Origin of the sequence: Amycolatopsis halotolerans, from assembly GCF_042647905.1 — a bacterium.
Classification (GTDB): domain Bacteria; phylum Actinomycetota; class Actinomycetes; order Mycobacteriales; family Pseudonocardiaceae; genus Amycolatopsis; species Amycolatopsis halotolerans.
Map to the genome: position 1 here is coordinate 227,257 of NZ_JBHRWI010000003.1, position 13,233 is coordinate 240,489.

The 13,233-nt window shown below is 69.6% G+C and carries 12 protein-coding genes; 6 read left to right on the plus strand and 6 right to left on the minus strand.

Annotated elements, in window-relative coordinates; genetic code table 11:
• The first annotated feature begins 10 nt into the window (after positions 1 to 10).
• The 4 genes from ACFORO_RS02480 (at position 11) to pgl (ending at position 5,019) form a co-directional block, all read left to right on the plus strand.
• The gene (locus tag ACFORO_RS02480; RefSeq protein WP_377868805.1) at positions 11 to 1,630 is read left to right on the plus strand and encodes a glucose-6-phosphate isomerase; all 1,620 of its coding nucleotides are present in this window, start codon (positions 11 to 13) and stop codon (positions 1,628 to 1,630) included.
• Positions 1,627 to 3,156, plus strand: coding sequence for a glucose-6-phosphate dehydrogenase (gene zwf, locus ACFORO_RS02485; RefSeq protein ID WP_354738360.1), 1,530 nt, complete (start codon positions 1,627 to 1,629; stop codon positions 3,154 to 3,156). Before ACFORO_RS02480 ends, zwf begins: the two co-directional genes overlap by 4 nt.
• 70 nt (positions 3,157 to 3,226) lie before the next feature.
• The gene (opcA, locus tag ACFORO_RS02490; RefSeq protein WP_354738358.1) at positions 3,227 to 4,249 is read left to right on the plus strand and encodes a glucose-6-phosphate dehydrogenase assembly protein OpcA; all 1,023 of its coding nucleotides are present in this window, start codon (positions 3,227 to 3,229) and stop codon (positions 4,247 to 4,249) included.
• Positions 4,246 to 5,019: a 6-phosphogluconolactonase gene (pgl, locus tag ACFORO_RS02495; protein ID WP_377868804.1), complete on the plus strand. Its 774-nt coding sequence runs from the start codon at positions 4,246 to 4,248 to the stop codon at positions 5,017 to 5,019. Before opcA ends, pgl begins: the two co-directional genes overlap by 4 nt.
• A gap of 185 nt (positions 5,020 to 5,204) precedes the next feature.
• Here the strand turns inward: pgl and ACFORO_RS02500 are convergent, their stop codons facing one another.
• Positions 5,205 to 5,864, minus strand: a complete 660-nt coding sequence (locus ACFORO_RS02500; RefSeq protein ID WP_377868975.1) for a GntR family transcriptional regulator — start codon at positions 5,862 to 5,864, stop codon at positions 5,205 to 5,207.
• 90 nt (positions 5,865 to 5,954) lie between these two features.
• Between ACFORO_RS02500 and ACFORO_RS02505 the strand changes: the two genes are divergently transcribed.
• Positions 5,955 to 6,494, plus strand: coding sequence for a YbhB/YbcL family Raf kinase inhibitor-like protein (locus ACFORO_RS02505; protein WP_354738354.1), 540 nt, complete (start codon positions 5,955 to 5,957; stop codon positions 6,492 to 6,494).
• 435 nt (positions 6,495 to 6,929) lie between these two features.
• Positions 6,930 to 8,132, plus strand: coding sequence for a sensor histidine kinase (locus ACFORO_RS02510; protein WP_377868803.1), 1,203 nt, complete (start codon positions 6,930 to 6,932; stop codon positions 8,130 to 8,132).
• A 344-nt stretch (positions 8,133 to 8,476) separates the two neighbouring features.
• On the opposite strand, the gene ACFORO_RS02515 is transcribed toward ACFORO_RS02510, so the two are convergent.
• From ACFORO_RS02515 to gap, 5 genes are all read right to left on the minus strand, one after another.
• Complete coding sequence (locus ACFORO_RS02515; protein ID WP_116206838.1) at positions 8,477 to 8,821, minus strand: RNA polymerase-binding protein RbpA; 345 nt, start codon at positions 8,819 to 8,821, stop codon at positions 8,477 to 8,479.
• Between the two features lie 76 nt (positions 8,822 to 8,897).
• Complete coding sequence (gene secG / locus ACFORO_RS02520) at positions 8,898 to 9,128, minus strand: preprotein translocase subunit SecG (RefSeq protein WP_354738350.1); 231 nt, start codon at positions 9,126 to 9,128, stop codon at positions 8,898 to 8,900.
• A gap of 134 nt (positions 9,129 to 9,262) precedes the next feature.
• On the minus strand, positions 9,263 to 10,048 hold the full coding sequence (gene tpiA, locus ACFORO_RS02525) for a triose-phosphate isomerase (protein WP_354738348.1): 786 nt from the start codon (positions 10,046 to 10,048) through the stop codon (positions 9,263 to 9,265).
• Complete coding sequence (locus tag ACFORO_RS02530; RefSeq protein ID WP_377868802.1) at positions 10,049 to 11,263, minus strand: phosphoglycerate kinase; 1,215 nt, start codon at positions 11,261 to 11,263, stop codon at positions 10,049 to 10,051. It abuts the gene before it with no gap.
• 5 nt (positions 11,264 to 11,268) lie between these two features.
• Complete coding sequence (gene gap, locus ACFORO_RS02535; RefSeq protein ID WP_354738344.1) at positions 11,269 to 12,270, minus strand: type I glyceraldehyde-3-phosphate dehydrogenase; 1,002 nt, start codon at positions 12,268 to 12,270, stop codon at positions 11,269 to 11,271.
• Positions 12,271 to 13,233: the final 963 nt, after the last annotated feature.

Genomic DNA, 13,233 nt, shown 5'->3' on the forward strand with positions numbered 1-13,233 from the left:
ACCAGAGACCATGAGCGGGGACGAAACCGGCGTCGTGATCGTCGACGCCGAACTGGCAGAAAAGGCAGCGCCGCTGGCGCAGCGGCTGGCCGAAGACGGCGCCGCTGCCAAGCTCGCCGCCAAGGACTCCACGCTGTGGGGTCCGGACGCCGAGTCCGAAGCGTCGATCCGATTGTCCTGGACGACGTTGCACAAGTCGTCGCGTCCGTTGATCGGGGAAATCGAAGCGCTGCGCGCGGAACTGCGCAGCGAGGGCGTGGACCGCGTGGTGCTCGCCGGCATGGGCGGCTCGTCGCTCGCGCCGGAGGTCATCACCGCCACCGCCGGCGTCCCGCTCACGGTGCTCGACACGACCGACCCCGGCCAGGTGGCCGACGCGCTCGCGGGCGACCTCGAGCGCACTGTCATCGTGGTGTCGTCGAAATCCGGCGGCACTGTCGAGACGGACAGCCACCGCCGGATCTTCGCCAAGGCGTTCGCGGATGCCGGGATCGACGCGACGCGGCGCATCGTCGTCGTCACCGATCCCGGCTCCCCGTTCTCCGAACTGGCGGAGAAAGAGGGCTACCGCAAGACCTTCCTGGCCGACCCGCACGTCGGCGGCCGCTACTCCGCGCTGACCGCGTTCGGCCTCGTGCCGGCCGGTCTCGCGGGCGCGGACGTCGCGCGGCTGCTCGACCAGGCCGCCTCGGTGGCGGAGACGCTGGCCGAGGACACTGCCGAGAACCCGGCTGTGCAGCTGGCGGCGGCGTGGGGCGCGGCGCACGAAGCCGGTGCGGAAAAGGTCGTGCTGGCCGACACCGGTTCCGGGATCAAGGGATTCCCGGACTGGGCGGAGCAGCTGATCGCCGAGTCCACCGGCAAGCTCGGCACCGGCCTGCTGCCGGTGGCCGTCGACGGCCCGGACGCACCCGGGTTCGCCGACCACGGCAAGGACGCGACCGCGGTCGCGATCGGCGCGCCGGAAGGTGCGGCGCAGATCTCGGTCACCGGCCCGCTCGGCGCGCAGTTCCTGTTGTGGGAGTTCGCGACCGCGCTCGTCGGACGGCTGCTGGAGATCAACCCGTTCGACCAGCCTGACGTCGAGGCAGCCAAGAAGGCGGCTCGCGCATTGCTGGACGACCCGGAGAAGCTGAAGGGCGGCGAGGAACCGGCCACTGTGGACGGTGCCGTCGAAGTCTTTGGCAGCGAAGGGGTTTCGACCGACGGCAAGCTCGCCGATGTGCTCCGCGCGTTCTTCGGCTCGGTGGCCGACGGCGGATACATCGCCGTTCAGGCCTACCTGGACCGGCTGGACGACGCGTCGACTTCGTTGCTGCGCGGCGAAATCGCCAAGCGGACCGGCGTGCAGACCACGTTCGGCTGGGGCCCGCGGTTCCTGCACTCCACCGGGCAGTACCACAAGGGCGGCCACCAGAACGGCAGCTTCCTGCAGATCACCGGTGCCGTCGACGAAGACCTCTCGGTGCCGGACCGCCCGTACACGCTCGGGCAGCTCCAGCACGCGCAGGCCCTCGGCGACGGCCAGGTGCTCGCCGAGCACGGCCGTCCGGTGCTGCGGCTGCACCTGACCGACCGCGCCGCCGGGCTCGCCGAGCTCGTCCGGGCAGTGCAGGAGGCCGCTCAGTGACCACGTGGCGCAACCCGCTGCGGGATCCCCGCGACAAGCGGCTGCCGCGGATCGCCGGTCCGTCGAGCCTGGTGATCTTCGGCGTCACCGGCGACCTGGCGCGCAAGAAGCTCATGCCCGCGATCTACGACCTCGCGCACCGCGGGCTGCTGCCCGCCGGGTTCTCGCTGGTCGGCTTCGCCCGCCGGGACTGGGAACACCAGGACTTCGGCGAGCTGGTGCACGATTCGGTGCGGGAGCACGCGCGGACGCCGTTCAAGGAGTCGGTCTGGAACCGGCTCGCCGAGGGAATCCGTTTCGTCCAAGGCACTTTCGACGACGACGACGCCTTCGACCGGCTCGCGCAGACCGTGCGCGAACTGGACGAGGAACGCGGCACCGGCGGCAACACGGCGTTCTATCTGTCGATCCCGCCGGGCGCGTTCCCGGTGGTGACCAAGCAGCTGGCGCGTTCGGGCCTCGCGCAGGCCGACGAGAACACCTGGCGGCGCGTGGTCATCGAGAAGCCGTTCGGCCACGATCTCAAGAGCGCCAAGGAGCTCAACGCGATCGTGAACGACGTCTTCCCCGAGGAGTCGGTGTTCCGCATCGACCACTACCTCGGCAAGGAGACGGTGCAGAACATCCTGGCGCTGCGCTTCGCGAACCAGCTGTTCGAGCCGATCTGGAACGCCAACTTCATCGACCACGTGCAGATCACCATGGCCGAGGACATCGGCCTCGGCGGCCGCGCGGGGTACTACGACGGGATCGGCGCCGCGCGCGACGTCATCCAGAACCACCTGCTGCAGTTGCTCGCTTTCACCGCGATGGACGAGCCGCTGTCGTTCGAGCCGAAGGCGCTGCGCTCGGAGAAGGCCAAGGTGCTGGCGGCGACCAAGCCGATGCGGCCGCTCGACCAGACCTCGGCGCGCGGGCAGTACGCGGGCGGCTGGCAGGGCGGCACGAAGGTGCCGGGGCTGTTGCAGGAAGCCGGGTTCGCGAAGGACTCGACGACCGAGACCTACGCCGCGGTGACGCTGGAGGTGCAGAACCGCCGCTGGGCGGGCGTGCCGTTCTACCTGCGCACCGGCAAGCGGCTCGGCCGTCGCGTCACCGAGATCGCGGTCGTGTTCAAGCGCGCGCCGCACCTGCCGTTCGACTCCACCTCCACCGAGGAGCTGGGACAGAACGCGCTGGTCATCCGCGTGCAGCCGGACGAGGGCATCACGCTGCGGTTCGGGTCGAAGGTGCCGGGGACCACGATGGAGGTCCGCGACGTCACGATGGACTTCGGCTACGGCCACGCGTTCACCGAATCGTCGCCGGAGGCCTACGAGCGGCTGATCCTGGACGTGCTGCTGGGCGAGCCGTCGCTGTTCCCGGTGAACGAGGAAGTCGAGCTGTCGTGGGAGATCCTCGACCCGGTGCTGTCGCACTGGGCGAAGCTCGGCACCGCGCCGGAGCAGTACCCGCCGGGCAGCTGGGGACCGAAGTCGGCTGACGAGATGCTGGAGCGTACCGGCAGGCACTGGAGGCGTCCGTGAGTCACAATCGCGAAGCGGACCACGGGCGCCGACTGGGTGCGGGTATCCCGCAAAAACACTGGAGGCGTCCGTGATCATCGACCTGCCGTCGACCACGACGTCGGCGCTGAACAAGAAACTGGTGGAGATCCGCGAGCAGGGCGGCCAGGTCGCGCTCGGCCGGGTGCTGACGCTGGTGATCGTCGCGGACGACGACGCCAAGCTCGAGGACGCCATCGAGGCCGCGAACGACGCCAGCCGGGAACACCCGTCGCGGGTCATCGTCGTGGCGAAGGGCGCGCGCACGGCCGCGCCGCGCATAGACGGTCAGATCCGCGTCGGCGGCGACGCCGGCGCGAGCGAGGTCATCGTGCTGCGGCTGTACGGTCCGCTGGCCGCGCAGGGGCAGAGCGCCGTCGTGCCGCTGCTGCTGCCGGACGCGCCGATCGTCACCTGGTGGCCCGGGGCCGGTCCGAAGGCTCCCGCAGAGGACCCGCTCGGCCAGCTGGCACAGCGGCGGATCACCGACTCGGCCGCGGAAAAGAGCCCCATAAGGTCTCTCACCACGCGTGCGAAGTCCTATGTGGAGGGTGACACCGACCTGGCGTGGACCCGGCTGACCCGCTGGCGGGCGCAGCTGGTGTCGGCGCTGGACCTCCCGCCGTACGAGAAGATCACGAGCGCGACGGTGACCGGCGAAGCGGATTCGCCGTCCACCGAGTTGCTCGCGGGCTGGCTCGCCGAGTACCTCAAGGCACCGGTGCACCGGGTCAAGAGCTCGAGCGCGCAGGGCATCATCTCGGTGAAACTGGAACGGAAATCGGGCGCGGTGGAGCTGACGCGGCCGGACGGACGGGTCGGCACGCTGACCCAGCCGGGCCAGCCGACGCGGCGGATCGCGTTGCAGCGGCGCAGCAATCCCGAGTGCCTCGTGGAGGAACTGCGGCGGCTCGACCCGGACGAGATCTACGAGGCGGCGCTGCACGGGCTGCACAAGATCGCCGCGTCCAACGGGTCGAAACCCGCTGCTGCCAAGGCTTCCGCTTCGGCTAAGCCCGCTGCCGCCGCGAAGCCGAAGACGGCCCGCAAGACCGCGGAAAAGAGCACGTCATGAGCCGGACCGAGGTCGTCGTCTACGAAAACCCGGATCTGCTCGCCGCGGCCGCCGCGGCCCGCCTGGTGACCCGGATCGTCGACGTGCAGGCAGCCCGGGGTGCCGCGTCGGTGGTGCTCACTGGCGGCGGCACCGGCATCGCCGTGCTGCGGGAACTGCGGGAGTCGAGCGCGCGGGACGCGATCGACTGGTCGCGGTTGGACATCTACTGGGGCGACGAACGGTTCGTCCCGGCGGATTCGGACGAGCGCAACGAGAAGGGCGCGCGCGAAGCCCTGCTCGACCACGTGCCGCTGGCTCCGGAGCGGGTGCACGCGATGGCCCCGTCGGACGGCGAATTCGGCGACGACGTCGACGCGGCCGCCGAGGCCTACGCGAAGGTCCTCTCCGACGCGGCGGGCCCCGGTGCCGACGTGCCGGAGTTCGACATCATGCTGCTGGGCCTCGGCGGCGAGGGCCACACCGCGTCGCTGTTCCCGGAAACCGCCGAGGTGCGCGAAACCCAGCGCTCGGTGGTCCCGGTCCGCGACTGCCCGAAGCCCCCGCCGACGCGCGTTTCGCTCACGCTGCCCGCCATCCGCCGCGCCCGCGAGGTGTGGCTGATGACGGCGGGAACGGCCAAGGCGGACGCGGTCGCGCAGGCACTGGCCGGTGCGCCGGAAACGCAGATCCCGGTCTCGGGCGCCCGCGGGTACCGGCGGACGCTGTGGCTCTTGGACCGCGAATCGGCTGGGAAGCTGACGAAGGTGTACCAGCCACCGGCTGAGTGAGACGGTTTGCAGGGAAGGGCTCCTCGCGCGTTGGCGCGGGGAGCTTTTTTCTTTGTGGGACAAGGGAAGCGGGCTTATCCCGGCGCTGCGCTCACGAGCCCTGCTCCCCCGCCAGGTGGTTCGCCGCCAATTCCCCGCGCATTGCCACCGGGCCCCCTCCGTTTCACGGCAAGAAATTCTCGCCGCTACTCCCCCGCTGACTCCGCACCCGTCAACAGCGTCGCCGTCGCCCCCAGATGAGCCGTCAGCAGCCCTGCCGCCACCTCCGGATCCCGGCCCAGCGCCGCCCTCTCTAACTCCTCGTGCTGAGCGAGCACCTCTTCCACAGGAAGCCGGTAAGCCGGGTGCACCGTCCACCGCCGGGCCAGTTCGCTCGCCATCCACATCCGGTCGAAATTCTCCAACAGCACCGCGTTCCCGCAGCCGTCGAGCAGCGTGCGGTGGAACAAGCGGTGCGCCTCCGCCCAAGCAGCGGAGTAGTAGCTGCCTTCGTCCGGCACATACATCGGCGTCCGGGCGAGCCGGTGTCCCGCCGCACGCACCCGCGTCTCCCACTCCAAGTCTCCGCGCGCGACGGACAACCGCAGCATCGCGGGCTCGACCGTCTGACGCGCCTCGACGATCTCCTGCCACCGCCGATCGGCGAGCGCCGGCACCGCGAACCCGCGGTTCGTCAGCCGTTCCGCCAGCCCCTCGCCGACCAACCGGACCAGCGCCTCCCGCACCACGGCGAGGCTGACCTCGTACCGCGCCGCCAGCTCCTGCGGTTTCAGCGCCTGCCCCGGCTCGACCTCGCCGCGCATGATCGCGGCGCGGACCTGGTCGTAGATCTGCTCGGACAGCATCTGCTTCATGCCCTCAGGATAGACGATCTGACAAATCATCGATTATTAGTGTTATCGTCGATGAGGTACCGCTTCCAGCGAGAGGAACCCATGTCCGCCAACTCCCCGTTCGCGCGCCTTCCCGAGGTGCCGAGCTTCACCGTCACGAGCACGACCGTCGCCGACGGCGCGGCCTGGTCCGCCGAGCAGTTCTCCGGGATCTTCGGCGTGCCCGGCGGCGAAGACACGTCGCCGCAGCTGTCCTGGACCGGCGCGCCGGAAGGCACGAAGAGCTACGCCGTCACGGTCTACGACGCCGACGCGCCGACCGGCTCCGGCTTCTGGCACTGGGCCGTCGCCGATCTCCCGGCCACCGTCACCGACCTGCCGGAAGGCGCGGGCGACGACACCGGCTCCGGGCTGCCCGAGGGCGCTTTCCAGCTGCGCAACGACGCCGGAGCCGCGCGTTTCATCGGCGCGGCCCCGCCCGCCGGCCACGGCGAACACCGCTACTTCGTCGTCGTGCACGCCTTGGCTGTCGAGTCGATCGGCGTCCCAGCCGACGCGACGCCCGCCGTCCTCGGGTTCACCATGTTCGGCCACGTGCTCGGCCGCGCAGTGCTCGTCGCGACCGCGGAGACGCCCGCGTAAGCCCCGGCAGGCTGATCACTCGAGGCCGCCGCGTCGTGCTCGCCACGACGCGGCGGCCTTCGACTGCGCTCCGACACTTCCCACCCACCCGCACGGGTGATCTGTCGCCTGTTCGCGTGGCTAAGACCTGGTCCCGACCTGGGCGGCAAATGGAGTAACTGACACTCCGCCAAAAAGCGGCTCACCAGTATGTGGGAACCGCCGTATGGTGAACATAAGGTGATGTGATCGACACATGGTGATGTCGCCCGCTCTTCGTTCATCCTGTTGGAGCAGTTGTGGAGATTACAACACCACAAGAACCACTCTGGGTGAAACTTACTGGCAACACACACGTTCCCGTTAGCATCCGCACATTTGTTCACCGCCGCGCGTCCCGATCGGGTGGCCGGAGCATCTCATCACTAAGTCCACAAGACGAATGGGGTCGCCGCGATGAGCACTGAGGGACTCTCGATTCCTGGCATCTCGATGAGCAGCTCCGCAGCGGGAGCAGCTCGACGGGCCAGGCGCGCCAGCCTGACCGGCGTGTTCGCCGTGTTCCGGAAACCCCTCGTCGCGACGATCGCCGTCGAAGCGGTGGTCGTGCTGCTGGCGGTGCTCGACGTCTGGCTGGTCGTGCCGCCGAAAGCACAGCCCTATTCGCTGTACCTGTCGGCCGCCGCGTGTCTCGCGGTCGTGGTGCGGCGGCGCTTCCCGTTCCTCGCGGTGCTCGCCGCGGTGCCGGGATTCTTCGCCGGATGGGCACAGCTGGCGTCGATGCTCAACCTCGGCATGCTCGCGACGCGGCGGCAACTGCACTGGCAGACGTGGGTCGGCGCGGGTTTGGTGTTCACCTGCCGGTTCGTGCGGTGGCCGCTGCAGGAGTTCGCGGAACTGAGCTGGCGCGAACACGTCCTCGACGGGATCTACGGCGTCCTGGTCGCCGGAATGCCGATCGCGATCGGCCTGCTGATCGGGGCGCGCGCGGAGATCTCGGCGAAACTGCGCGAGCTGGCGAAGAGCCGCGACCGCGAACGCCGCTTCCACGCCGACGCGGTGCGCGCCGAGGAACGCGCGCGGCTGGCCCGCGAGATGCACGACGTGGTGTCCCACCAGATCACGCTGATCGCCATGCAGGCCGGCGCGCTGCAGGCGCAGGCCAAGGACGGTCCGGCACTGGAAACGGCACAGGTCATCCGCCAGCTCTCGACGCGGACGCTGGAGGAACTGCGCTCGCTGGTGAGCGTGCTGCGTTCCGGTTCCGGCGACGACGGCCCGCGACCCGGGATCGGAGAACTGGACCACCTGATCCGCGAGTGCGACGTGCCGGTGCACCTGACCGTCGAGCAGTTGCCGGACACCCTGCCGAGCCAGGTCTCGGCGGCGGCGTACCGGACGGTGCAGGAATGCCTGACGAACGTCCACAAGCACGCCCCCGGCGCGACGGCCACGATCCGCATCCACGCGGCGAGCGGCGCGCTGGACATCGAGGTGGAGAACGCCCGTGCTTGTCGCGCCGGAGAAGCGTTCCCGTCCGGCGGCCACGGCCTGACCGGACTCGCCGAACGCGCCCGACTGCTGGGCGGAAGCTTCGAAACGTCCGGGACGGAGGACGGCGGCTTCCGGGTGCGGGCGCGGTATCCGCTGGACCGCTGAACCTGCCTGGACCCTGGAATTGGTCTGGACCGGTCAAGAAACCTGGCCCTGCTGAGAACTTGCTCGCGCCAGACCGGAAACCGGCCTTCCGGAGGTCTAGACCTCCTAGTCGCCGGACTGATCCTCTTTTGGCGGTACGTGAGGGGAACCCTGAGGGAATCTGATTCCCTCAGGGTTCCCCTCACGTACCGCACTCCCGCGTCCCTGGCCGCGCCGGTTCCCGGCCGTGCGGCAGTGGTCTGGACCTGCCCACGTCCAGACCACCCGGCGCCCCGGGAACTAAAAAACCACCGGCCCTCGCCCTCGCGGACGGGAAGCCGGTGGTCCCGGAGAAAAACCGTGCCTCAGATCAATTCGCGGCGTTGGCGGAGGCGCTCGAGCGCTTCGGCGAGGATGGCCTCTCCGTCGGCGTCGCTGCGGCGTTCCTTCACGTAAGCCAGATGCGTCTTGTACGGCTCGGTACGAGGCGCGGCGGGCGGACTCTGCTCGTTCTGCCCGCCGGGAAGCCCGCAGCGCGGGCAATCCCATTCTTCGGGGACCTCCGCGTCCATCGCGAACGACGGGCGGGCTTCGTGCCCGTTCGCACACCAATAGGACACCCGGCGCCTTGGCGCCGATTCACCCCGCTCCGATTCGCCCGAAGGACCGGCACCCACGCGGGTGCCGCGAATCGCGTTACCGCCAACCATGAATCCTCACCCGTTGGAATCGGCGGCGCGCCCCCCAATAGGCACGCCGATCGCACATCCCCTGCAGGGGATCCGGTCAGACCTTGAGCAGCAGGCCGATGCCCACGATGCTGATCACCCAGACCGCGGCCAGCAGCAGCGTGATCCGGTCGAGGTTCTTCTCGGCCACGCTGGACCCGGCCAGGCTGGACTGCATCCCGCCGCCGAACAGCGACGACAGGCCGCCGCCCCGGCCGCGGTGCAGCAGCACGGCGACGACCAGCAGCACGCTGGAGACGATCAACAGGATTTGCAGGAACAGCTTCATGTCATCCTCTGTGCTTGTCGGAGCATGCAGGGGTACGGCCGGATCCGCAGTATGCAGATCTTCACCGTACCCCTGGACTCGTCCACTGTTCTAGTGACGGACCGAACACACAGGCTACCCGGTAGTGCCCACTATCAGGGCAGCGGGCCACCCGCGGCGAGCGCGCAGAGCTTGGTGAACTCCTCGCCGTCGAGGCTCGCGCCGCCGACCAGCGCACCGTCGATGTTGTCCGAGCCCACCAGCTCGGCGACGTTGCCGGATTTCACCGAGCCGCCGTACAGCACCCGGACCGCCGTGGCGACCTCGTCGCCGTACTTCTCCGACAGCGTCCCGCGCAGGGACTTGCAGACCTCTTCGGCGTCGGCCGCGGTCGCGACCTTGCCGGTGCCGATGGCCCACACCGGCTCGTACGCGACGACGACCGCCTGCACCTGCTCGGCCTTGAGCCCCTTGAGGGCCTCGACGAGCTGGTTGCGGGTGTGCTCGAGGTGCTCGCCCGCCTCGCGGACCTCGAGCTCCTCGCCCACGCACAGGATCGGCGTGATGCCGTGCTTGAGCGCGGCCTTGACCTTCTTGTTGACCAGTTCGTCGGTCTCGCCGTGGATCGCGCGCCGCTCCGAGTGCCCGACGGTGACGAAGCTGCAGCCCAGCTTCGCCAGCATCAGGCCGGAGACGTCGCCGGTGAAGGCTCCCGAGTCCTGCGGCGACAGGTCCTGCGCGCCGTAGGTGAGCGAAAGCTTGTCCGCGTCGATCAGGGTCTGCACGCTGCGGAGGTCGGTGAACGGCGGCAGCACCGTCACGTCCACCTTCGCGTAGTACTTCTCCGGCAGCGCGAAGGCGATCTTCTGCACCAGGGCGATGGCCTCGAGGTGGTTGAGGTTCATCTTCCAGTTGCCTGCCACCAGGGGCTTGCGTGCCACTTAGTTCTTCCCCTCCAGCGCCGCCACGCCGGGCAGCTCCTTGCCTTCCAGGTACTCCAGCGAGGCGCCGCCGCCGGTGGAGATGTGCGAGAAGCCGTCCTCGGGCAGGCCCAGCTGCCGCACCGCGGCCGCCGAATCGCCGCCGCCGACGACGGTGAACGCGTCGCTCTTGACGAGGGCCTCGGCCACCGCGCGGGTGCCGCCGGCGAACGCCTCGAATTCGAAGACGCCCATCGGCCCGTTCCAGAAGACGGTCGCCGCGTCGGCGAGCTTCTCCGCGAACAGCTTCGCCGAGCGCGGGCCGATGTCGAGGCCCATGCGGTCGGCCGGGATGGCGGTGACGTCGACGGCCTCGTACGCCGCGTCAGCGGCGAAACCCTCGGCCGCGAGCACGTCGACCGGCAGCACCAGTTCGACACCGCGCTTCTCGGCCTCGGCGAGGAAGCCCTTGACCTGGTCGAGCTGGTCCTCCTGCAGCAGCGACGTGCCGACCTCGTAGCCCTTGGCCTTGAGGAACGTGTACGCCATGCCGCCGCCGATGAGCAGCCGGTCGACCTTGGTGAGCAGGTTCGCGATGACGCCGAGCTTGTCGGACACCTTCGAGCCGCCGAGCGCGACCACGTACGGCCGCTTGACGTCGTCGGTGAGCTTCTTCAGCACGTCCAGCTCGGCCAGCACGAGGCCGCCCGCGTACGCCGGGAGCACCGCGGCGATCTCGTAGACCGAGGCCTGCTTGCGGTGCACGACGCCGAAGCCGTCGGAGACGAACGCGCCGCCCGGCGCCAATGCGGCCAGCTCGGCCGCGAGCTCGGAGCGGTCGACGGCGTCCTTGCTGGTCTCGCGCGCGTCGAAACGCACGTTCTCCAGCAAGACGACGCCGCCGTCGTTCAGTCCGGCCACGAGCGCCTTCGCCGACTCGCCGACGAGGTCACCGGCCAGCGGGACCTCGGAGCCGAGCAGCTCGCCCAGCCGCTTCGCGACCGGCGCGAGCGTGAACTTCGGGTCCGGCTCGCCCTTGGGGCGGCCGAGGTGCGCGGTGACGACGACCTTCGCGCCCGCCTCGGCGAGCTTCTCGATCGTCGGCAGCGCGGCCCGGACCCGGCCGTCGTCGGTGATGGCCGACCCGTCGAGCGGGACGTTCAGGTCGCTGCGCACCAGCACGTAGCGGCCCTGAACGCCCTCGCCCAGCAGGTCGTCGAGGTTCTTGACGCTCATCAGGTTCAGAGCTTCGAGCCGACGAGCTTGATCAGGTCGGCGAGGCGGTTGGAGTAGCCCCACTCGTTGTCGTACCAGCCGACGACCTTGACCTGGTTCCCGATCACCTTGGTGAGCGGCGAGTCGTAGATGCAGGAGGCCGGGTCGGTGACGATGTCCGAGGACACGATCGGGTCGACCGAGTACTTCAGGATGCCGGCCAGCGGGCCCTCGGCGGCGGCCTTGTAGGCGGCGTTGATCTCCTCGACCGTGGCGGACTTCTTGAGGGTCACGGTGAGGTCGGTGGCCGAGCCGGTCGGGACCGGGACGCGCAGCGCGTAGCCGTCCAGCTTGCCGAGCAGCTCCGGCAGCACGAGGCCGATCGCCTTGGCCGCGCCGGTGGAGGCCGGGACGACGTTCAGGGCGGCGGCGCGGGCGCGGCGCAGGTCCTTGTGCGGGCCGTCCTGCAGGTTCTGGTCCTGCGTGTAGGCGTGGATCGTGGTCATCAGGCCCTGCTCGATGCCGAAGGCGTCGTTGAGGACCTTGGCCAGCGGGCCGAGGCAGTTCGTGGTGCAGGACGCGTTCGAGATGATCGTCTGCGAGCCGTCGTACTTCTCGTCGTTGACGCCGAGGACGACGGTCAGGTCCTCGCCCTTGGCGGGCGCGGAGATGATGACCTTCTTCGCGCCGCCGGCGATGTGCGCCTTGGCGGCGTCGGCGTTGGTGAAGAAGCCGGTCGACTCGACGACGACGTCCACGCCGAGGTCGCCCCAGGGCAGGTTGGCCGGGTCGCGCTCGGCGAGGGCCTTGATGGTCTTGCCGTCGACGACGATGCCCTCGTCGGAGACGCTGACCTCGCCCGGGAAGCGGCCGAGAATCGAGTCGTACTTGAGCAGGTGGGCCATGGTGGCGACGTCGCCGAGGTCGTTGAACGCGACGACCTCGATGTCGTGACCGCTCGCCTTCACGGCACGGAAGAAGTTGCGGCCGATCCGGCCGAAGCCGTTGACACCTACGCGAACGGTCACTGCTGCCACTCCTCTGGTGTTGATCACGGCGGCGGCGCGCCGGCCGCCGACCGTGGGGTTGGACACTGCTGAAGTTCTCCCGGGGCGCCCGCCCCGGAGAGCGCTTCCGCGACTTCCGGTTTCGGCGCAACCCTAGCGTGCGGGCACCATTGCCCCGGACTGCCCTGACGAGACTTCCACCACTGCCGGGAGACGTCAAGAATCGATTAAGAACCCAGCTCAGCCGGGTGAGGCCCCGAAACGGGGCGACCGCTCGCGCGGCGGTCCGGGGCCGGGGCGGACCACTGGCTTGATCGGTCTTGGTGCCCCGGTTCACGCTGTCGGGCAGCCCCGGCGGGCTCGCACGAGTTCGGCGGAGCCGGTTCCAGGCTGCGCGGGCGAGTTGGGCGAGCGGAGCGCTTGCGGTGGGAGCGCAACGCGGCGCACCGAGGGCGCTGCCGAACGCGGGCTGGGCGACCCGGCCGCGGAGGTGCCACGAAACAAGGCGGGCGCAGCTTGCCAGGAGTTGGACGCAGGCAGTGCAGGCGGATCGCGTCAGCGCGGCACCGGTCATCGCGGAGCCACAGACGAGCGGGACGGCGGGCCAGCGGAGCACTGCGGACCTCTTCTTGCACGCGGAGCGTGGGTCATGCAGCACCCCGCCGCATGCCAGGGGCTTAAGGCGGCGCTGCGGGGGCGGTTTGCCCAGGCCTAAGGGCCTCGGCGGGGCCCGTCGTCAATGTCAGGCGCTTAAGGCGGCGCTGCAGGCGCGGTTTGCCCAGGCCTAAGGACCTGGGCGGGCCAGGCGTCAATGCCAGGAACTTAGGGCTGTGATGCGGAGGCTCTTCCGGCGTGTTCCGCAGCTCAGCTGTCTCGGTCTGGTTGAGCGCACGTCGCTGCGGGCCCTGGACCCGGGAGCGGAAGCCGGGTTGTGGTCCGTGAAGGACTCCTTGAGGGAATCAGATTCCGACTTGTATGTGGGGA